Raw genomic sequence first — 19,070 nt, 5'->3', positions numbered from 1 at the left:
GCCCATGCGGCTATCGATCACGACGAGCCGGCCCCCCACCCTCCGGCTTCCGCCGCTCGTCGGCGTCGAGCGGCGGCTCAGCCCGCCCGGGGTGCCATCGGGTCGAGGGTGAGGACGCCGACGCGTTCGTCACCGACGAGTTCGCCGGTGGGCGTGAAGCCGAGGCCGAGGTAGAAGGGCTCGGGGCTGCCGGAGCCGCCGTGCCAACTGACATGGGCCTGCTGGTGGATGCCGCGGCGGCGTATCTCGTCCAGGACGGCGTGAACGGCGAAACGGCCGTAGCCCCTGCCCTGGTGTCCGGCGTCGATGTTCAGGCGCCAGATGCCGCTGCGCCGGTCGTCCGGGTCGGCCGCCGGGTCCCAGACGATGTCGTGGAAGGCCATCACGAAGCCGACGACGACGTCGCCGTCGACGACGGCGCGCGGCCAGGCGCTGGTGGGGTGGACGTACGCCTCGGCCAGGGACTTGACGACGGGGGAGACCAGGTGAGCCTGGTCCGGGCGCACTTGTACGGCGCACACGGCGTCGAAGTTGTCGGCGGTGACGGCTTCCAGTCGCAGGATCCGCTGCGGCGGGACGATCACGGCGGGCATGACGTCACCCTAGCGCCGCCGACCCTGCGGGCACATGCGCCGAGGCTGCGCCTGCCGGATCGGCTGTACACAGGGAGCGCCGGTGGGGGAGTCGGACCCCGGTCAGATCGTGACCGGGCCTCGGGGGGTCGCGAACACGACCGAGACCAGGCCCGGTTCCTCGTCCGCGACCCAGGTGACGTCGATCTGGTCGAGGGGGTGGTCGGCCGGTTCGCCCAGGAACTCTGCGATGGAGGCGGCGTCGCCGGCGATGGAGACCCCCTGGATGGTGGTGGAGGTGCGCGGGTCGGCGCTCGGGCGTTCCTCGGCGGGGACCAACCACTGCAAGAAGTAAGGCAGTTGCGGGTCCTCCAGCAGTTCCAGCAGGCCGATCTGCCTCCACCTCAGGTCGTACCCGTCGGGGCGGACACGGTGGCCTTCGGACGAGGTGCGGCCGAGGCGGGCCTCGACCGGGGCGATGTCGTCGACGGAGACCACCCAACCGAGCCAGCCGCCGCCTTCGGCGGCGCGGCGGGCGACGGCCCGGCCGAAGGGTGCGCGGTCGGCGGCGGGGTGGTCGAGGGTGGTGACGACCTCGACGTAGGTCCCGCCGCTCAGCGGGAGAATGAAATTGCGGGTGCCGAATCGTGGGTGCACGCCCCCGTCCACGAACCCGGCGCCGAGGGCCGATCCGATCCACTGGACGGTCGAGACGAAGCTGTCGCGGGCCACCGCATAGGACACGTGATCAAGTCGCACTGCGCCATCATCACCCGACACCCCGTACAGATCCGACGCCATGCCCACCGCCCCGGCCGCGTCCGCCGCGGATTCAGCCGTTGAGCGGATCGGTCGTCGTCATCCGGCGGGTCGACGGCGGTGGCCTCCCGGGCGCCCTCAACGGTCCGGGCAGCACGAGGCGCATCCCCTGCGATCCGGATCTCTGTCATGCCCGGCCCGCCACCCCGACCGGGTGACGTCGCCGGGGAGCCGGGCGTTGGTGGGTCATGGACGACGTACTGGACCTGCTGGACGCCCTGCTCGACGGGGTCACGGAGCCGCGCCTGAAGCTGATCAGCGCCGACGAGGCGCGGGCGCTGATGGTGCTCCTGGGAGTTCTCGAATCGGACGAGCAGCCGGAGGAGATCCGCCGTGCGGCCGGCGACATGCGCTACCGCATCAGCACCCGCCTCGCGCAGGACGTGTCGACCGCCGCCCCCCGGAACCGCGTGATGCCCGCCGGCGCGGTGCCACGATGAAACGTTGTACCGGCGCCTCCCGTACCCACCCTTTTGTGGGTACTTGGCGCGACGCGGCTGCCGGGTGATGCTGGTGAGGCGGCGGTCGAAAGGGCCCCGCGACCGAAAGACCAGGTGGGGCGGGGGGTGGGGTGATGCGTCAGGATGCGGCCGACCGGCCGGCGGCCAGCTTTTCCAGGCGGCGGTGGCCCCAGTCGGAGAGCGGGGCCAGCACCTCCGACAGCTCCCGGCCGAAGGCCGTGAGCGAGTACTCCGTCTTGAGCGGAAGCGTGTCGTACACCTCGCGGTGCACGAGCCCGTCCGTCTCCATCTCGCGGAGAGCCTGAGTCAGCACCTTCTCGCTGAGGCCGGGCAGCTGCCTGCGCAGCTCACCGGGCCGGCACGGTCCGGATTCCAACAGCCACAGCAGACCGGTCTTCCACTTGCCGTCGATCACGGCCACCGCGGCGGTCACGCCGCAGACGTCCGGGTCCAGGGCACGACCGCGCGTCATCTCCAGCCCCTCCTTCTCTCTTGCAGTTCGCCATTCGTCCAACGGGAGTTGAACCATGTCCTCGTCCACCGAAGAAGCTGCCGTCACCGTACTCGGCCTGGGGCCGATGGGTCGTTCGCTGGCAGCCGCGTTCCTGGCCGCCGGGGTGCGGACCACGGTCTGGAACCGCACCCCGGGTCGGGACCGGGAACTCGTCGAGCGTGGCGCGATCAGCGCCGCCACCGCCGAGGAGGCAGTCGCCGCGAGCGGACTGACCGTCGTCTGCGTGGTGAACTACGACGCCGCCGACTCCGTGCTGCGGCGTGACGAGGTGACCGCCGCGCTCAAGGGGCGCACGGTCGTCAACCTGACGGCCGACACCCCGGACCGGGCGCGGGACACCGCGACCTGGGCCGCCGAGCACGCGGTCCGCTACCTCGACGGAGCGATCATGACGCCGACCACGACCATCGGCACCCCGGCCGGCGTATTCCTCCACAGCGGCCCCCGAGAGCTCTATGAAGAGCACCGGCCCGTCCTGGAGGCCCTGGGAGGCGTCCACACGCACCTCGGCGACGACATCGGCCGGGCAGCGGCCTACGACGTGGCCCTCCTCGACATCTTCTGGACGGCCATGGCGGGTTACGCCCACGCCCTGTCGGTGGCGCGGGCGGAGGGGATCACCGCGCGGGAGCTCGCCCCGTTCGCCCAGGGCATCGCGGCCATCCTCCCGCCGGTCTTCGAAGAGACCGCGGGGGACATGGACAGCGGCACGTACTCCGGTGAGGGCAACCCGCTCACCTCGGCCGTCTCCTCGATGGCTCACATCGTCGAGACCTCCGAGGCGCACGGCATCGACGCCGGCGTCATGCGGGCGGCCGAAGGCTGGGCGCGCCGCGCCGTCGACAGCGGGCACGGCGCCGACGGGTTCATCAGGGTCGCCGAGATCCTCGGCCGCCGCTGAGAAAGCGCTCGGCGGCCTGGTGCGACGGCCCCTCCGGGCACCCCGGCCGCCGAGCCGGGTCCCTACGGGGGCGCCCGAGAAGGCGTCGTCGCCCCTGCCCGGGGCCCGCATCAAGAGCGTCGATCCGCGCCAGGGGAGTGGGCCGGCAGAGGCTTTCCGGTGTTCGCCGGGACGCGGGCCGACCCCGCCCGGCGCGGCGCCCTGCCCCAGGCCCCGTCAACGGGGGGCCGCTGCGTCATCCCTCCGGACCCGGAATGCACCCCGGGGACGCCGCGGCCCCACCGATCCCAGTCGGGACAGGGCGCGCACGGCACGACGGGGCACCGGTCGAGCGCCCGGTACGGGCGCTCCCTCGCGCCGAGTGCGCTGGCCACGCCCCCGTCGGTGTCACCATGCGTCCCGAACAGCGGGCCATGCGACGAGAGGTTTGCACCGTGATGCCTCAGGCGACCGGAGACGCCACCCGGCAGCTCCCCGACGGGCAGCGGACGAGCGCCGCCCCCACCGCCGACATCCCCACCCCGGGCCATCCCGGCACTCCCGACCACCCCGATACCCCGGACCCTGCGCCCGACGGCCCCGCGGACGACGGCTCCATGCAACGCCCTCCGGCCGCCACCGCCGCCACCACCCGCCACTCCGGCACGCCGCGCACCGACCCACACCGCACCGACGCCCACCGCACCGACACCGAACTGCTCATCGCCGCCTCCGTGCTGCTCGCCGACGCCGCCCTCGCCGCCAAGCAGGCCGGAGCCGACCTCACCGGAGCGCTGACCGGAGGCCGTTTCGCCCTGCAGGCCCTGCGCCGCCCGAGCTGGGCCCTGGGCACGGCACTGTCCTGCGTCCGCGCCCTGACCAGCCCGGCCGGTCTGGGCTTCGGCCCCAACGGCGGCGTCATCGGCGAACTGGCGCGTATCGCCGGCAACGTGACGCGCCGGCGGCCCGCCGCCGTCGCCATGGCAGTGGACGCCTTCGCCCTGCGCATCGAAGCGGCCACCGCCACCCACCCCAACCTCGACTCCGTCCACGCCCGCCGCCTCACCGGAGCCGTCGTCGCGGGGGACCGGATCGAGGCCGCTCGCGCCCTGCACGCCCTTGTGGAACGGCTCGGCGTCACCCGGGCCCTCACCACGGTCAGCCCCGTCATCATGGAACTCCTCGCGCTGACCGGCCTGCTGGACGAGAACCCCGTCAACGACGAGTTCTCCTGGGTGACCCTGGCCGGCGGTGTCCCCACGACCGATCCGTTCCTCGGACTGCCCAGCTCCCTCCTCAAGTACCTCAACCCCGGCCCCGGCCGAGCCGAACGCGTCGACGCCGACCCCATCCTGGCCAAGGTCCTCGGGACCTCCCGCAACGACATCGTCAGCTACATCAACGACATCGGTGCCCTCGGCAACCACGGGCTGGTGCTCCTGCGCCGCGTCGCCTGCGCGGACGGCACGGTACGACACGTGCTGCTCCTCCCCGGCACCAGCTTCGCCCTGCTCAGCAACAGCACACCGCAGGATCTGGTCGGCGCGTTCGACGGCTGCCTGCGCACCGACACCACCTACACCCGGGCGGCGAAGAAGCTCCTGCGCCGGGCCGGTGTGCCGGCGGGATCGGAGCTGATGCTGATCGGCCACAGCCTCGGGGGCCTGACCGCGATGAACCTCGCGGCCGACGTCGACGTCGCCTCCGAGTACCGGGTCACCCACGTCGTCACGCTCGGATCCCCGATCGACGCCAAACGGCCCGCCGACCACACCACGCAGGTCATCAGCCTGGTCAACAAGCACGACGTCATCCCGATGCTGGACGGCCGCGGCCCGGCCTCACCGCACGACCTCCCCGACGGCTGGGTGGAGCTGGCCTGGCTCGACGAGTCGTACGACTACCCCCTCTCGCACGCCCCCCAGGCCTACTCCGACAGCCTGCGCGGCGAGCTGGCCCACTACCGCGAGCAGGTCAACGCGCAGATCCGGGACTACGACGGCGAGATCACCGGCAACCAGCCGTACGTGCTCCGCGACAAGTGAACGCTCCACCCCGTCCCGAGCCCCGTCACGCCCGTCGCCACCCCGATTCCATGCCCGTGCCTCCGTGCGACCCGAGGGAGAACGCGCCCCGATGACCACCCCCGCCAACGCCTGGCCGCTGGAGAACGCCGTCTTCAGCGCGGCCATGCTCGCTCACCGCCTGCCGTGGGCGGACGCACCCGCCCGCGCCCTGGGACTGACCTCCCTGACCCGTGAGGGCGCGGCCCGCGCAGTCCTCGCACACTTGCGGCGCAGCCGTTCCGGGCGCCCCGTCCGACTGCGCACCCCGTTCGGCTCGTTCCTCGTGCCGCTCGGCGCCGCCGACACCGCCGGACTCCTGGCCGAAGGCGCCGCGGTGCACGCGCTCACCGACCCCGTGCGGCTCGACGCGGCCGGCCGTCGGCACGGCCTGTACCCCCACGTCGCGTTCCCCCCTGACGCTGCTCCGACCGAGGCCGACCTGTCCGGACCGCTGGCCGAGGAGCTGCAGAGGGTGGCCGCCGCACGCCGTGACGACCACGCGCTGCCCTGGGAGGTCTGGCGGCCCGGACTGCTGCGCGCCGCCCGCCGGGTGGTCGCGGGCGCAGCCGCAGCGGACGACACGCTGCTGAGTGAGGTGCTGCTCAGGACGGCCGAGGCCGCGGGCAGCCGCGCGTACGACGGCCGGTCGGTCGCGCTGAACCGCCGGCTCGCCCGCTATCTCGCCGACCCGGACCCCCACTCCGTGGCCGGGCACCTGGAACGCGGCCGGGCCGCCAAGCCCGTGGTACCCGCCGCCCGTACGCAGGGCGTCCCGCCCTCCGGGGAGGGACGGCCCGAGGAAGTGCTGGCCCACACGCTGGCCGTGGTCTGCGAGGCAGCCGTCACGACGGCCCTCCAGGCGCTCGCCCTCACCGCCGCGGGCATGCCCGGTGCCGCCGGCAGCCCGGCGCGGGCCGTGGCGCTCGCGCTGGAGCACTTCCCGCCCGTCGAAGCCGCTGTGTACGAAGTCCGCACCCGTTTCACGTGGGACGGTCTCCTCGTCGAAGCGGGCACCGACATCCTCGTCGCCCCCGGCTGGCTCCGGGACCGCACGGAGCCGGCGGAACCGGACGGAGACGACTCGGGAGACGACTCGGGCCAGGGCTCGGGCGAGGGCTCGGGCCACCACCGAGGGTATGCTGCCGGCCACGGCAGGCCGTCGCCGCTGTGCGGATCCGCCACGGGTTGTGCGACAACCGCTTTCGCCGTCCGGGTCGCGCAGGAGATCGTCCGCTTCTTCGCGGACGCCGGCCGGCCGACCCTGCTGTCCCCGGCCCTCACCCCGGACCGCATGCCGTTCACCCTCGCCCCGTCCACCCTGCTGGTCTCTCTGCCCGGCGCCGGTGGCGTCCCGCCGGCAGCACGCGCCGCCACCCCCGCCTCGTACGCGGTACTGGCCCGCACGGGTGCGGACCGCCTCGACCGGCACGCCCGTACGCTCGCCGCCTGCGCGGCAGCGGCGGGCTGGAACGGGGACGAGACCGGCGAACGCTTCCGGATGCAGCTGCTGGACCACGCGGAGCGGTGCACCCGCGCGGCCGCCGATGTCCGCGCGGCTGCCCGCCGCCTCGGCACTTGAGGCGGCGGGCCGTCGGCCCGCACCAGGGTGAGCGCGGCGGCCTACCGTACGAAGGCGTTCCGCCGTTCGCGCTCCCGCCCGACCATGCCCTGGACGGTCTCCTGGACCTCGGCGCAGAGCCATCGGGCAGCCGCCGACCGGGCACCGAAACCGCGGGGCCGCTCGGGCGGCGCGATGGGCTCACCGATGGTGATCAGCCACTTCGCGGGCAGGGGAAAGGGTGAGGTCAGCGGAAAGCAGGGCAGGTCCAGCAGCTTCGCCAGCGCGGGCACCTCCCCGATCCTCGGTGAGGACTCCTCGGCCCCGATGATGCTGACGGGAACGATCGACGCTCCGGTGTGCAGGGCCGCCACCGCGAACCCCGGGTCGAACGGCTGGAGCCGGTAGCGCTCACGGAACGGCTTCTCCAGCCCGGCCACCCCCTCCGGGAACACCGCGACCAGCTCACCGGCACTCAGACGCTGCATGGCGGCCCTCGGCCCGATGGGTACGGCGCCCTTCCTCGCTGCGTACGAACCCAGTACGGGCAGACGGAAGACGAACGGCGCGGCCAGCACGTGCAGGGAGCGCCGCAGCGACCGGTGCAGGGCCTTCTGCAGCACGAAGGCGTCCAGGCCCCACGCACCGGAGTGGTTGGCGACGAGCACGGCCGGCCCGTCGGCGGGAACGTTCTCCAACCCCACCACGTCCAGCCGGAACCAGTCGTCGATGAACCATTCGAGCAACCGTTCCCAGGCGTCCTCCCCGACATCGCCGAGCAGCCTCCGCAGGAAGCGGAACTCGCCCCCGGCGACCCCGATGACATCGGCCAAGCTCTCGGCCACGCGCGGTCCTCCTGTCTGGTGCGGTCTCCCGTCCCCCGAGGCGGGGGACGTCACCATCAACGGGTACGGGCGCCTTTTGATCACGGAGTGACCGCGAATCCGTGTTTCGCTCGTTGGTTCGCCCGGACCCGTGCCACCGCCCCCGCTCGGGCGCGGCGAGGGCGCCGCGCCGCGGGCACGCGTGCTGCCGGATCAGACCTGGCCGAGGTCGGAACTCACCCACCGGGCCGGGCGCATACGGATCACCACCTGCTCGCCGTGGTTCTTCCAGGCGGCGTCGACGTAACCGTCGACCTTGTCGGCCGGCAGGTACCGCGCGGAGATCGAGTGCAGTTGTTCGCGGGTGGCCGGCACGACCGAGACGACCGGGCCCTCGACCGACACGTACCGGATCGTCGGTTCCACGCGGTCGATCATCAGACTGAACCGGCCGGCGGAAGCGATCAGCCCGGCCTTGCGGGACTCGCGTCCGGTCATGATCCAGACCTCGCCGCCGGGGGAGTAGTCGTACCAGATCGGTACCGTCAGCGGCGCGCGGTCAGAGCCTGCGTCGACGGAGAGGGCGGCGATGTGGGGTTCGGCGAGGAACTGCTCACGCTCGGTCCGGGACAGTGCCATGACATCCTCCAAGTACCCGTGCGGGAAGGTCTGCTCCAGCGAGAACACGGCCCCGATGCCCGCCCATTCCCCCTCCGACCGACCTTCCCCCGCCCGCGTCGGGCAGCCGGCGGGCCGTGCCCGGTGCGGTCGGTCGCCGTGCCGCGAGGGCAACGGCCCTGCACCGGCGCCTGCCCGTCCGGGCATACCGCCGCCGGGGCGGAAACGTGACGCTCGCAGTTCGGAAGGCGCGGTGCACGACGCAGTCGCAAGGGGGAAGGCCGTATGCGGGCGCAGCAGACCGGTGACGAGCGGCGCAGAGGCCCACGGCGCCCGAGGGCCGCGGTACGGCAGCCCGGGACGGCCGGCACACCGGCCGCGGAACCGATGCTGCACCTGCAGGGCCTCGCCGGCAACGCGGTGGTCTCCCGCATGATCGAGGCCCGGCGGCCCACGCACACCCCCGGCGGCGGGCAACCGGGTCCCGCACCCGCGGTCCAGCGCATGGAGGAGGACGAACTCCACCAGCACCCCCCGGGCCCCTCACTGCGCGTACGCGGCCCACGCACCTCCCGTGCCAACGACCGCACCCCCAACGCCCTGACCCCCGCCGAGTGGCAGAACCTGCCGCAGCCGACCCGGGACACCAGCCGCAAGCAGCGCGTGGCCGTCGACGCGGACCCCCAGACGCTCCAGGAGACCGATCCGCTGCTCCACTTCACCCTGGGCGGCCTCCGCCACCTCGCACCCGGCGTGCCCGTCACCGCCGGCCGCAACGAGGTGCTGGAGGGCATCGGCCGTGCCGACCCGCGGACCACCGGCCACTGGGACCGGCAGGACGCACGCGATGCGCAACTCGGCCGCGACGCCCGAGCGACCCGCGACGCCTACACGGAGACCCCCGAGGACCGCCGACAGCGCCACCGGAGGGTGGAGGACACCCTGGCGGGCGCCGACTCCCGGGACGGGGTGGGCGACCTGCGCGCACTGCTCGAAGAGTTCGACGGCGTGGCCATCGGCGGCAGCCATTCCGGGGCTCGCATCTGGCAGTTCCTGCACACGCACATGGAAGAGATCCGGGCCGCCGGCGTGGGCACCCTCTACCTGGAGAGCATCCGCGACGACGGCTACCAGGCCCACGTGGACGCCTACCTCGCCGGCGGGCCCATGAGCCCCGAGCTGCAGGCGTTCGTCACCCGCTACGACGGCAGCATGAACCTGGGTGCGACCGGCCTGGGAGCGGTGCTGGAGGCCGCCCGTACGCACCGCATCCGGGTCAAGGGCCTCGACGGCCGCCCGGCCCGCCGCCCCACGATGTCCGCGACCGCCCTCTACCAGCGCGTCGCCGCCATGAACACCTACGCCGCACAGGTCGTCACCACGGACCGGCGCCGCGGGTCGGCGACGGGCGGCTACCTCATGGAGCTGGGAAGCGCCCACACCGGCATGTACGCGGGCCCGCAGCAGAACGCGACCGTCCACGGAGCCCGCTTCCAGGCGGACGAGGGCTTCCCCGGCGTCGACGACCTCCTGGGCATTCCCGCCGTCGGCCTCCAGGACGACGACCGCTTCCGCCGCCTCGCCCCCTCCTGAGGACAGCGCCCCGTCGGCCGGTGACCCGATCACGGAACGGAAGTTCCGGAGTGTCGGAGGGCGGCGGGCGGGTCGGGCCCGCGGCTCAGGTGCCGGTGATGGGGAAGAGGCTTTCCGCTCCGGTCAGGGACAGCAGGCGCCGCACCTGGGGGCTCGGGGCGTGCAGCCGTAGCTGTCGACCGTGTTCGAGCGCGACGCGGCGGGCCTGGAGGATGGCGTTCAGGCCGGACGAGTCGCAGAATGTCAGATCGGTCAGGTCCAGGATCACCCCGGCGGGGCGATCCGGCCCGGAGACCGCGTCGAGCAGCGCCTGTTTCAGCATGGGGGCCCGGTCGACGTCCATCTCGCCGCCGATCCTGACGACGACGTGACCGTCCCCGCTCTCCATCTCGGGGCCGCGTTCATCCTGGTCATCTGCCATGACACAAGCGTAGGGGCGCATCGGCCCGCCCACGACTACTTCGCCGTACACTTCCACCCCGCTGCCCGGACGCATCCGTACACCCGGCGTGCGGTCGCAACCGCTCTGCGCATGACCAGTTGCCACAGGACGGCGGGACGGCACGGCCCCGGTCGAAACGGCCGCGTCGCGGGCCTTCGCGGGGGTGGGCCGGGCATGACATGCTGTCACCGTGCAGGTGCTGATCGTCACGGCGGGGAGTTGGGGCGATGTCGCCCCCTACACCGGGCTCGGGGTGCGGCTTCGTGCTGCGGGGCACGAGGTGGCGCTGGCCACCCATGAGCGCTTCGGGGAGACCGTGCAGGCCTTCGGCCTGGAGTTCCGGCCCCTGCCCGTCGACCCGCGACAGGAGCTGGCTTCCGCCGCCGGGCAGGGGCTGGCGCGGGCGACGAGCCCGGCCGTGGCGATGGCGCGACTGACGCGCATGGCCCGCACCTTCATGCCCCGGCTGGCCGCCGGGGTGGCGGACGCGGTGCGGCAGGGCGCCGACGTCCTGCTGGCTTCCGCCACCACCGACCCGGTGTGCGCGGCCCTCGGCGAAGCGCTGCACGTGCCGGCTCTCGGTGTCCACCTCCAGCCGGTCCGGCCGACCGCGGCCTTCCCTCCCCTCGTCACGCGCGTCCGCTCGCTGGGCCCCTACGGCAACCGGCTGGCCGGCACCGCTCTGTGGCTCGGCACGGAACGCCTCTTCGCCCCGGCCGTCGCCCAGCTGCGCCGCGAACTGGGGCTCCCGCGGCAGCGGTTCGCCGAACCGCTGAGCCGCTCGCGCAGCCGTACGGTCCTGCACGGTTTCAGTCCGCGGATCGTCCCCCGGCCCGACGACTGGCCGCCCGGCCACCAGGTCTGCGGCTACTGGTGGCCCGCGACCGCGCCCGGCTGGCAGCCCGACCCGCGCCTGACCGACTTCCTGGCCGCAGGGCCGGCCCCGGTCTTCGCCGGCTTCGGCAGCTTCGTCGCGGCCGATGCCGACCACCTCAGCACGCTGCTCACCACCGCCCTGCGCCGGGCGCGGGTCCGCGGGATCATCCAGTCGGGCTGGAGCGGCCTGCACGCCGAGAACGACGACCTGATCACCGTCCAGGAGGTCCCGCACGCCTGGCTGTTCCCGCAGACGGCGGCGGTCGTCCACCACGCCGGCGCGGGCACCACCGCGGCCGGTCTCCGCGCCGGCACCCCCGCCGTCGCCGTCCCGGTCCAGCTCGACCAGCACTTCTGGGCGCAGCGCCTGCACGGTCTGGGCGTCTGCCCGCCTCCGCTGCGCTACCAGGGTCTGACGGCCTCGCAGCTGGGCGGCGCGATCGCACAGGCCGCCCGGGATCCCGTCCTGCGTGCCCGCTCGCGTCGTATCGCGGCAGCGCTCGCCGGTGAGGACGGCGTCCGGCCCGTCCTCGACGTCCTGGACCGGCTGCCCTTCAGCGGAGCTGCTCGGCGAGTCCGATGATGACGCCCTCCGGGCCGCGGACGTAGCAGAGCAGGTAGCTGTCCTCGAACCGGGCGATGCCGCCGACGAGTTCGGCGCCGTGAGGCCGCAGACGGGCCACCGTGTCCTCGATGTCGTCGACGGCGAACATGACCCGGTGGGTGCCCACGACGTTGTGCGGCCGGTTGCGCGGCCCGTCGACGATGGCCTCCGGGCTGCGGTACTTCGCCAGTTCGAGCCGGCTGTGACCGTCCGGGGTCCGGACCATCGCGACGTCGCAGCGGACGCCGTCGAGCCCGGTGCACTCGTCGGCGAAGGGCCCCTCGATCTGCGCCGTGCCTTCGAGCTCCATACCGAGTTCCACGAAGAACGCCACGGCGGCGTCCAAGTCCTCGACGACGATACCGACGTTGTCCATCCGCTGAATCGCCATGCCGATCTCTCCTTCTCGCTCGTGCGGCGCCGAGAGGGTGACCCCTGCTGTGTCCGGGACGGGGCGGGGGGACATCCTCGACATCCGCAGACCGCCGGGTCGTGGGGCTCAGGCTACGCGCGCGGTCACCGCAGGCGGGGGGACGCCGGGCCGTGCCGACCCGCCCGCACCCCGGGGCGTCACCCCATGAGGCGGTCCCCACCACGAGGACTTCCCCCGGTCCCCGCCGTCGCCGAACCGGGCGGGATGGGCCATGGTGGAAGGAGGGGGGCTGCGGAGAGGATCCGCGTGCCGTTCCGCTTCGGAAAGGAGCCGGCCAGCGTGCTCACCAGTGGTGGCGGACGAAGGGGCCGCGCCGGTGTCGTCCTCGCGGGCGCGCTGCTCGCTGCGGGCCTCACCCCTGTCACGGGCGTGCCCGCCGTCGCAGCCGACCCGACGCCCGGCCCGAGCGGGAAGGTCACGGTCGTCTACGAGGACGACGCGATCAAGGCCGAGGACCGGCGGGCCGTCGACGCGGTCCGCCGGTCCCGCGTGCTGGAGCAGGTCGCCGACTGGGCGAACGCCTCCGTAGCCCTGCCGCACGACCTCACGGTCAAGGTGACCGACAAGGTCCCGCCGGGAGTGACGGACGCCGTCACCCAGCCCGACGGGCGGACGATCTACATCCTGCCGGCGTTCCTGACCGAGATCGAGAAGTCCCTCGACGAGGTGGTCAAGACGGTCGAACGTCCCGGCCTCTTCCCCCAGGACAAGTACAACGCGCGGGACCTGACGGCGCTGTCCACCCAGTTCATCTTCGGCCACGAGATGGGCCACGCCCTCCAGCGCCAGTTGATGCTGCCCAACCTGGGACTCGAAGAGGACGCGGCCGACGGGTTCGCCTCGTTCTACACCGTCAACGAAGTCGGGCCGGATCCGTCGATGGCGGCCGCCCTCCTCTTCGACGAGATCGCGCGCAAGCAGGGGCAGCTCACCCTGGAAGGGTTCGCCAGCGACCACCCGGTCACCCAGCAGAGGGTCTTCAACTTCCTCTGCTATCTGGACGGCAGCGACCCCGAGCGGTTCGACCGGCCGCTGGTCGGGGCCGGCTACCTGCCGAAGTCACGTGCTCCGCTGTGCCCGCAGGCCTGGGCGATGCTCGACCACGGCTGGTGGACCCAGCTCGGGCCGCACTTCACCGAGGCCTTCAGGGCCGAGGGCGACAAGAGCCGGGCGGCTGCGCGGGAGAGGCTGGTCGCCGAGACGAAGGCCTTCGCGGAAAAGCTCGACGAATACCGCACGTCCCAGTGAGGACACCGCAGCCGGCGCGGGGCCACGGGGGCCGGGCAGCCATGCCCGCCGCCGGAGCTGGGCCGTCCGCGTGGAGTCCCCGTACCTCCCGGCGCGCCTCCTGCGGGACGCCGGATCCTGCTAGGGCGTCAGAAGGCGTACACCGGGTTGCCGTTCAGGGTGGCGGCCATCACGCACGCGTTGGAAAAGGTGTGCTTCCAGGCGACGCGCTTGCCGTTCAGCACGCCGTCCGCCGTGACCGTCACGGGGTCGAAGTACATCGGGCACACCGTCGACGGGCTCGGTGCCGCCAGCAGGCGGTTGAGCTCGCCGTCGGTGGCGTTGAGGGCGTCGCATGCGGCCCTCGGGTCGGGGTGGGTCCCCTCGGCGGTGTAGGCGCAGGTGAGAGTAGTGGCGCGCAGGACGGTGTCCGCGGGTTCCCCCGAGCCCCGGGTGACGGTGAAGACCAGCGCGGAGGGGCCGTGAGCTTGGGCGGGTTGGGCCGCCGCGAGGCCGGTGCTTCCTGCGACACACAGAAGACTCAGGGCGGATACGGTGACGATGTGGTGACGCATGACAGAGTTCGCCTTCGATTCAGGGTCGGTTGCGGATCGGCGCCTGCGATCTGGCGCTCAACTGTCAACGAGCCTGGCAGGTCCGAAGGTGGCTCGCCAATGAGTGGTCGATTTACGGACACATCAGCCGCATAGCGGACGCCGTCGGGTGTTCGCGCAGTTGACGCGGCGGATCCTGGGCCGCCGCGCGGCTGCTGCACCGGTGGCCGCCGGCCGCCGCTGCGCGTTCCTTCCTGGTGACGGCGGTGGGCGCGAGGGGGAACCGGCGCACAGGGTGACGGGATGCAGGCGGTCACCCGGATTTCAGACGTGGAGCTCCGGCGGGAAGCCCGTCCAGCGCAGCTCTGCCGGGAGGTGGCGGGTGTCGTTGAGGACAAGCACCGCCGGCGGACGCTCGGGTGAGTAACGGATGACGGTCAGAGCGGCGTTGGCGTGGTTGATGCCCAGCCAGCGCCACTTCGGCGCGGCCAACGCGGCCCGTACCAGCCACCCGACGAGGAAGTTGTGCGTGACGAGGAGCTCGTGGCGCGGCTCGTCGCCGACGACGGGCCCGGTGAACGCCGCGAGCGCCGCCGCCGCGAGCCCGGGCCCCTGCGCGCGCTCCTCGGCGGTGAACCCGCCCAGGAAGCCGGTCCAGGCGTCGGCCGCCTCCGCCGGCAGTTCCTCGCGCGACGGCACGTACGGGGGGTAGTCGCCGGCCCCTTCGGAGCGGTGCAGGGGGACGCCGTCGAGCTGTTCGGCGACCAGCCGGGCGGTCTGCTCGGCACGGGGGAGCGGCCCGTGGTGGATCGCGGTCAGCGGTACGCCCCGCAGGCGCGCCCCGAGCAGGGCGGCCTGGCGGCGGCCCGCGTCCGTCAGTTCGCTCTCGTCGGCCGACGCCTCGCCGTGGCGGGCGAGGTAGAGGAAGCGGGCGGCCGTAGCGGTCATGGGGCAACCTCCGACGAAGTCGATCTTGCGGGCGACCGAAGAGACGCCGCCCGGCCCGGACCGGTTCCGCGAGGGCGTCGATGCGCCGTCCCGACCGGGCGGCTGCGATGGCGACCGTCCGCTCCGTCCGGCGCGTGGCCGCCCTGCGTCCCGGAACACTCCCGGTCACCGATCCGCGCTCCGGGACGGCCGCACCCGCTGCTTGACGTGGCGGCGCCGGGGCGACAGCCTGGCCCGGGTTACCGATAGGTAGGGGCGAAGGGGCGGGTATGGACAAGGACGACGCGGAGCTGATGTTCCAAAGTGTCGAGCAGCAGGCCGAGTCGGTGCGCGCCGGCAAGGTGACCTCCCGGGCGCTCGTCGAGGCCGCGCTGCGCCGCATCGAACGCCTCGATCCCGCGCTCGGAGCGTTCCGGGTCGTCCTCGCCGAGCAGGCGCTCGCCGAAGCCGACGCACGGGACGCGGACGCCGGGCCGGAGAGCGGGCCGCTCCACGGCGTCCCCCTCGCCGTCAAGGACGAGTTCGACGTCGCCGGGCAGGTCACCACCTTCGGCGGCGCCGCCAACCGCACCCCGGCCGGTGCCGATTCCGAGGCCGTGCGCCGCCTGCGCGCCGCCGGAGCCGTCGTCATCGGCAAGACGACGATGCCCGAGTTCGGCCAGTGGCCCTTCACCGAGTCCCTCACCCACGGCACCGCACACAACCCCTGGGACACCACCCGTACCCCCGGCGGCTCCAGCGGCGGCAGCGCCGCCGCCGTCGCGGCCGGACTGGTCGGGGCGGCCCTCGGCGGCGACGGCGGCGGTTCCCTCCGCATCCCGGCGGCCTGCTGCGGCCTGTTCGGCCTCAAGCCGCAGCGCGGCCGCGTCTCCACCGCCCCCGACCCCCACCTCTGGTACGCCCTCGGCACCGTGGGCCCGCTGACCCGCACGGTCCGCGACGCCGCCCTGCTCTACGACGTCCTCGCCGGCACCACCCCCGCCGACCGGTGGAGCGCGCGCCCCGCCGCGACCGGGTGGCTGCAGGCCCTGGAGACCCCGCCCGGCCGACTGCGCATCGGGTACTCCGCCAAGCCCGCCGTGCCCGGCGTCCGACCGCATCCGGAGCACGTCGGGGCCCTGCTGGAGACCGTACGGACGCTGCGCGAACTGGGCCACGACGTACGGGAGGTCAACCCCCGCTACCCGGACGCCACCCTCCCCTTCGCGGCGCAGTTCTGCGGCGGGGTGCGCGCCGAGGCCGCTGCCGTCGAACGCCCCGACCTGCTGGAACCGCGCACCCGCAGCACCCTCGCGCTCGCCCGCCTGGTCCCCGAAGCCGCCGTGGAACGCGGGATCCGGGCCGGGGAGCGGCTGGCCGAGCGTGCCGACCGGATGTTCACCACCATGGATCTGCTGCTGACCCCGGTCGTCGCCGCCCGCCCGCGCCGGGTGGGCGCGCTGGACGGCGCCGGGCTGCTGACGGCGCTGGCGCGCTCGCGCCCGATGGTCGCCTACACCGCCCTCTGGAACGTCACCGGACAACCGGCCGCCTCCGTGCCCGCGGGCCTGGGGACCGACGGGCTGCCCCTGGCCGTCCAGCTGGTGGGCCGCCGCGACGACGAGGTGTCGGTGCTGCGCGTGGCGGCGCAGCTGGAAGGGGCCCGGCCGTGGTCGGACCGCCGCCCCCGTCCGCCGGCCGCCTGAGCGGAGCCGGCCGCCGGGGCGCGCGGACGCCTCCGCACGGGTACGCGTACACGTACCCGTGCGGAGGCGGTGTGCGACGCCGGTCGCCGGGCGGGCGCTATTTCACCGAACCGGCCATCACGCCCTGGACGAAGTGCCGTTGGAAGGCGAAGAAGACGACCAGCGGTACCACCAGGGACAGGAACGCACCCGGCGCCAGGACGCCGATGTTGCTGCCGAACTGCCGCATCTGGGACTGCAGGGCGACCGTGAGCGGCTGCGACCCGGTGTCCGCGAAGAGCAGCGCCACGAGCATGTCGTTCCAGACCCAGAGGAACTGGAAGATGGCCAGGCTCGCGAGGGCGGGGCGGCCGAGCGGCAGCACGAGCCGGGAGAAGATCCGCCACTCGCTGCCGCCGTCCATCCGGGCGGCCTCCAGCATCTCCCTCGGGATCTCCGCGAAGTAGTTGCGCAGGAGGAAGATCGCGAACGGCAGCCCGTACGCGACGTGGAAGAGGACGACGCCCGCGATCGTCCCGAACAGTCCCACCGCGCCGAAGAGTTTCGCCACGGGGAGCAGGCCGATCTGCACGGGCACCACGAGGAGCCCGACGACCACCAGGAAGATGCCGTCCCGGCCGGGGAACTCCAGCCACGCGAAGGCGTAGCCGGCGAGTGCCGCCACGACGACGACCAGCACGGTGGTCGGCACGGAGATCAGGACGGTGTTCCAGAAGGCCGCACCGATCCCCGAGTCGGCCAGCAGGGCCGTGTAGTTGTCCAGGGACAGCTGGGACGGATCGGTCAGCGCCGTCCACCAGCCGTCACTGGCGTTGTCCTGCTCGGAACGCAGGGAGGACAGCAGCAGGCCCGCCAGCGGAGTGATCCACACGAGGGCGACCAGGACCAGGACACCCTGGACGGCGGAGCTGCCCAGGAGGCGCGACAGCCGGCCCCCGTGCCGCCGCCCCGGCGCCGCGGCGCCGGACGCCGGCGCGGAAGCGGACGGCGCCGGGGAAGGCGACCCGGGAAGCGAGGGCGACGGGCCGCGCCGCTCGACGGTGCTGTGGCCGCTCATGCCCCACTCCTTCGGAAACGCCGCACGTTGAAGATCATCGCCGGGACGACGAGCAGCAGCAGGACCATGCTGAGCGCGCTGCCGAGCCCCTGGTCGTTGCCGCCGCCGAAGGACACCATCCACATGCGGGTGGCCAGGACGTTCGCCTCCTCCTGGACCGGCCCCGGCGCGATGATCCAGACGAGGTCGAAGACCTTCATCACATTGATCACCAGGGTCACGAAGACGACGGTCAGGACCGGCGCCAGGAGCGGGACGGTGATCTTGCGGAAGATCTGGCCCTCGGTGGCGCCGTCCATGCGCGCCGCCTCCAGCGCGTCACGCGGGATCGCGGCGAGGCCGGCGCCGATGAGGACCATCGAGAAACCGGTCCAGACCCACAGGTAGGCACCGATGATCGCCGGAGTGACCAGGGCCGGACCGAGCCAGTTCACCCCCTGGTACGGGGCTTCGAAGTTGGCCGCGGGCAGCCGGACGGTGTACGCGCCGTCGGCCAGCCCGGTGAGGCGGAAGGAGCCGTCCTCGGCCGAGGTGGCGGTCGCTGCGACCCGCCCGTCCCGTACGGCCTCGACCGTCATGCCGGGCAGGCCCTTCTCGCCGGCGTCGACCCGGCCGGGCGTGCCCGCGCCGCCGGGCGCGAAGTCGAGGTGGACGACGCCCGTGATCGCGTCGGCACCCCCACCCGCACCCGCTGCCGCGGCCTCGGCGCCCGCAGGTACCGCGTCGGGTGCGATCCCGATGAACCCCAGGTTGAGGGTGTCCCCGGGCCGCACGGTGTCCGCCGTGTTGTACGGGCCGCCCGCCGAGCCCGTCAGCCCGTGGCCCTCCCGGGCCCGGGCCGTCGGATAGGCGGCGGCGTCGTCGAAGCCGTCGTGGACGGCGGCGGCGGCGGCGTTGAGCACGCCCCGGTCGGGGTCCTGCTCGTAGGCGAGTCGGAAGATGATGCCCGCGGCCAGGAAGGACACGGCCATCGGCAGGAACAGCACCAGCTTGAACGCGGTCGCCCAGCGCACCTTCTCGGTGAGCACGGCGAGCATCAGGCCGAGCCCGGTGAGCAGGGTCGGGGCGACGACCACCCAGACGGCGCTGTTGCGGATCGCCTTCAGAGTGGCCGGATCCTGCACGAGGGCCGCGTAGTTCGCGGCTCCGACGAACCGGTCCCCGTCCGCGTCGAAGAGACTGCGGCCGAACGAGAAGAGGACGGGGTAGACGACCAGCGCGCCGAGCAGCAGCAGGGCCGGCAGGACGAAGAGGACCGCGAGGCGGCGCTTCCTGCGCCGGGCGAGGCGCCGCCCGTCGGCCGCGGGGCGGGCGGTGACGGTGTCAGCCATGTCGGTCG

Annotated in this window: 19 protein-coding genes; 8 read left to right on the top strand and 11 right to left on the bottom strand. The window is 73.4% G+C overall.

All coding sequences use genetic code 11. The annotated features are described in order from the left end of the window. Positions 1 to 77 precede the first annotated feature (77 nt). Together IF89_RS0117640 and IF89_RS0117635 are read right to left on the bottom strand one after the other, a co-directional pair. Positions 78 to 593, bottom strand: a complete 516-nt coding sequence (locus IF89_RS0117640) for a GNAT family N-acetyltransferase (protein WP_030768373.1) — start codon at positions 591 to 593, stop codon at positions 78 to 80. 102 nt (positions 594 to 695) lie between these two features. After that, entirely contained in the window at positions 696 to 1,331 is a 636-nt protein-coding gene (locus IF89_RS0117635; RefSeq protein WP_030768370.1) for a VOC family protein, read from the bottom strand. Positions 1,332 to 1,579: 248 nt separating this feature from the next. Here IF89_RS0117635 and IF89_RS0117630 point away from each other — a divergent pair, with 248 nt between their 5' ends. Then, entirely contained in the window at positions 1,580 to 1,831 is a 252-nt protein-coding gene (locus IF89_RS0117630; protein WP_030768367.1) for a hypothetical protein, read from the top strand. Positions 1,832 to 1,970: 139 nt separating this feature from the next. Here the strand turns inward: IF89_RS0117630 and IF89_RS0117625 are convergent, their stop codons facing one another. After that, the gene (locus tag IF89_RS0117625; protein ID WP_030768364.1) at positions 1,971 to 2,324 is read right to left on the bottom strand and encodes a winged helix-turn-helix transcriptional regulator; all 354 of its coding nucleotides are present in this window, start codon (positions 2,322 to 2,324) and stop codon (positions 1,971 to 1,973) included. 55 nt (positions 2,325 to 2,379) lie between these two features. Here IF89_RS0117625 and IF89_RS0117620 point away from each other — a divergent pair, with 55 nt between their 5' ends. From IF89_RS0117620 to IF89_RS0117610, 3 genes are all read left to right on the top strand, one after another. Further along, entirely contained in the window at positions 2,380 to 3,267 is an 888-nt protein-coding gene (locus IF89_RS0117620) for an NAD(P)-dependent oxidoreductase (protein WP_030768361.1), read from the top strand. Between the two features lie 437 nt (positions 3,268 to 3,704). Next, positions 3,705 to 5,291: a lipase family protein gene (locus tag IF89_RS0117615; protein WP_051807178.1), complete on the top strand. Its 1,587-nt coding sequence runs from the start codon at positions 3,705 to 3,707 to the stop codon at positions 5,289 to 5,291. A gap of 91 nt (positions 5,292 to 5,382) precedes the next feature. Further along, positions 5,383 to 6,891, top strand: a complete 1,509-nt coding sequence (locus tag IF89_RS0117610) for a hypothetical protein (protein WP_030768355.1) — start codon at positions 5,383 to 5,385, stop codon at positions 6,889 to 6,891. 41 nt (positions 6,892 to 6,932) lie between these two features. Here the strand turns inward: IF89_RS0117610 and IF89_RS38070 are convergent, their stop codons facing one another. Together IF89_RS38070 and IF89_RS0117600 are read right to left on the bottom strand one after the other, a co-directional pair. Beyond that, on the bottom strand, positions 6,933 to 7,715 hold the full coding sequence (locus tag IF89_RS38070) for a lysophospholipid acyltransferase family protein (RefSeq protein WP_051807176.1): 783 nt from the start codon (positions 7,713 to 7,715) through the stop codon (positions 6,933 to 6,935). A gap of 192 nt (positions 7,716 to 7,907) precedes the next feature. Continuing rightward, on the bottom strand, positions 7,908 to 8,333 hold the full coding sequence (locus IF89_RS0117600; protein WP_030768349.1) for a pyridoxamine 5'-phosphate oxidase family protein: 426 nt from the start codon (positions 8,331 to 8,333) through the stop codon (positions 7,908 to 7,910). A 366-nt stretch (positions 8,334 to 8,699) separates the two neighbouring features. Between IF89_RS0117600 and IF89_RS0117595 the strand changes: the two genes are divergently transcribed. Then, positions 8,700 to 9,905, top strand: a complete 1,206-nt coding sequence (locus IF89_RS0117595) for a hypothetical protein (protein WP_051807174.1) — start codon at positions 8,700 to 8,702, stop codon at positions 9,903 to 9,905. A gap of 85 nt (positions 9,906 to 9,990) precedes the next feature. On the opposite strand, the gene IF89_RS0117590 is transcribed toward IF89_RS0117595, so the two are convergent. Then, complete coding sequence (locus IF89_RS0117590) at positions 9,991 to 10,326, bottom strand: STAS domain-containing protein (RefSeq protein WP_030768343.1); 336 nt, start codon at positions 10,324 to 10,326, stop codon at positions 9,991 to 9,993. A 211-nt stretch (positions 10,327 to 10,537) separates the two neighbouring features. Here IF89_RS0117590 and IF89_RS0117585 point away from each other — a divergent pair, with 211 nt between their 5' ends. Further along, a complete protein-coding gene (locus IF89_RS0117585; protein ID WP_030768340.1) occupies positions 10,538 to 11,806 on the top strand; it encodes a glycosyltransferase in 1,269 nt (422 codons plus the stop codon). On the opposite strand, the gene IF89_RS0117580 is transcribed toward IF89_RS0117585, so the two are convergent. Then, positions 11,778 to 12,218, bottom strand: a complete 441-nt coding sequence (locus IF89_RS0117580; RefSeq protein WP_030768337.1) for a VOC family protein — start codon at positions 12,216 to 12,218, stop codon at positions 11,778 to 11,780. The genes IF89_RS0117585 and IF89_RS0117580 overlap by 29 nt on opposite strands. Positions 12,219 to 12,539: 321 nt before the next feature. Here IF89_RS0117580 and IF89_RS0117575 point away from each other — a divergent pair, with 321 nt between their 5' ends. After that, the gene (locus IF89_RS0117575; protein ID WP_051807205.1) at positions 12,540 to 13,508 is read left to right on the top strand and encodes a DUF4344 domain-containing metallopeptidase; all 969 of its coding nucleotides are present in this window, start codon (positions 12,540 to 12,542) and stop codon (positions 13,506 to 13,508) included. A gap of 128 nt (positions 13,509 to 13,636) precedes the next feature. Here the strand turns inward: IF89_RS0117575 and IF89_RS0117570 are convergent, their stop codons facing one another. Then, complete coding sequence (locus IF89_RS0117570; protein WP_030768332.1) at positions 13,637 to 14,062, bottom strand: subtilase-type protease inhibitor; 426 nt, start codon at positions 14,060 to 14,062, stop codon at positions 13,637 to 13,639. Between the two features lie 303 nt (positions 14,063 to 14,365). Then, complete coding sequence (locus IF89_RS0117565) at positions 14,366 to 14,989, bottom strand: histidine phosphatase family protein (protein WP_030768329.1); 624 nt, start codon at positions 14,987 to 14,989, stop codon at positions 14,366 to 14,368. A gap of 269 nt (positions 14,990 to 15,258) precedes the next feature. Here IF89_RS0117565 and IF89_RS0117560 point away from each other — a divergent pair, with 269 nt between their 5' ends. Then, positions 15,259 to 16,674, top strand: a complete 1,416-nt coding sequence (locus IF89_RS0117560; RefSeq protein ID WP_030768326.1) for an amidase — start codon at positions 15,259 to 15,261, stop codon at positions 16,672 to 16,674. Between the two features lie 97 nt (positions 16,675 to 16,771). Here the strand turns inward: IF89_RS0117560 and IF89_RS0117555 are convergent, their stop codons facing one another. Both IF89_RS0117555 and IF89_RS0117550 read right to left on the bottom strand, forming a co-directional pair. After that, a complete protein-coding gene (locus IF89_RS0117555; protein ID WP_078628360.1) occupies positions 16,772 to 17,731 on the bottom strand; it encodes a carbohydrate ABC transporter permease in 960 nt (319 codons plus the stop codon). After that, positions 17,728 to 19,062 (bottom strand): ABC transporter permease subunit, encoded by a 1,335-nt coding sequence (locus tag IF89_RS0117550; protein ID WP_030768320.1) that lies wholly within the window; start codon positions 19,060 to 19,062, stop codon positions 17,728 to 17,730. Before IF89_RS0117550 ends, IF89_RS0117555 begins: the two co-directional genes overlap by 4 nt. Positions 19,063 to 19,070: the final 8 nt, after the last annotated feature.

It is taken from the genome of Streptomyces sp. NRRL F-2664 (genome assembly GCF_000719345.1).
GTDB lineage: Bacteria > Actinomycetota > Actinomycetes > Streptomycetales > Streptomycetaceae > Streptomyces.
The sequence above is the reverse complement of the archived record's forward strand: the minus strand, read 5'-3'. Positions and strand labels throughout refer to the sequence as shown.

What these genes read in the sequence shown, in the direction of transcription:
- IF89_RS0117595 (WP_051807174.1), top strand. Translation starts at nt 8,700, where the DNA reads ATGCTGCACCTGCAGGGCCTCGCCGGCAACGCGGTGGTCTCCCGCATG.
- IF89_RS0117580 (WP_030768337.1), bottom strand. Translation starts at nt 12,218, where the DNA reads ATGGCGATTCAGCGGATGGACAACGTCGGTATCGTCGTCGAGGACTTG.
- IF89_RS0117630 (WP_030768367.1), top strand. Translation starts at nt 1,580, where the DNA reads ATGGACGACGTACTGGACCTGCTGGACGCCCTGCTCGACGGGGTCACG.
- IF89_RS0117640 (WP_030768373.1), bottom strand. Translation starts at nt 593, where the DNA reads ATGCCCGCCGTGATCGTCCCGCCGCAGCGGATCCTGCGACTGGAAGCC.
- IF89_RS0117600 (WP_030768349.1), bottom strand. Translation starts at nt 8,333, where the DNA reads ATGGCACTGTCCCGGACCGAGCGTGAGCAGTTCCTCGCCGAACCCCAC.
- IF89_RS0117560 (WP_030768326.1), top strand. Translation starts at nt 15,259, where the DNA reads ATGGACAAGGACGACGCGGAGCTGATGTTCCAAAGTGTCGAGCAGCAG.
- IF89_RS0117565 (WP_030768329.1), bottom strand. Translation starts at nt 14,989, where the DNA reads ATGACCGCTACGGCCGCCCGCTTCCTCTACCTCGCCCGCCACGGCGAG.
- IF89_RS0117570 (WP_030768332.1), bottom strand. Translation starts at nt 14,062, where the DNA reads ATGCGTCACCACATCGTCACCGTATCCGCCCTGAGTCTTCTGTGTGTC.
- IF89_RS0117625 (WP_030768364.1), bottom strand. Translation starts at nt 2,324, where the DNA reads ATGACGCGCGGTCGTGCCCTGGACCCGGACGTCTGCGGCGTGACCGCC.
- IF89_RS0117615 (WP_051807178.1), top strand. Translation starts at nt 3,705, where the DNA reads ATGCCTCAGGCGACCGGAGACGCCACCCGGCAGCTCCCCGACGGGCAG.
- IF89_RS0117590 (WP_030768343.1), bottom strand. Translation starts at nt 10,326, where the DNA reads ATGGCAGATGACCAGGATGAACGCGGCCCCGAGATGGAGAGCGGGGAC.
- IF89_RS0117620 (WP_030768361.1), top strand. Translation starts at nt 2,380, where the DNA reads ATGTCCTCGTCCACCGAAGAAGCTGCCGTCACCGTACTCGGCCTGGGG.
- IF89_RS0117550 (WP_030768320.1), bottom strand. Translation starts at nt 19,062, where the DNA reads ATGGCTGACACCGTCACCGCCCGCCCCGCGGCCGACGGGCGGCGCCTC.
- IF89_RS0117610 (WP_030768355.1), top strand. Translation starts at nt 5,383, where the DNA reads ATGACCACCCCCGCCAACGCCTGGCCGCTGGAGAACGCCGTCTTCAGC.
- IF89_RS0117555 (WP_078628360.1), bottom strand. Translation starts at nt 17,731, where the DNA reads ATGAGCGGCCACAGCACCGTCGAGCGGCGCGGCCCGTCGCCCTCGCTT.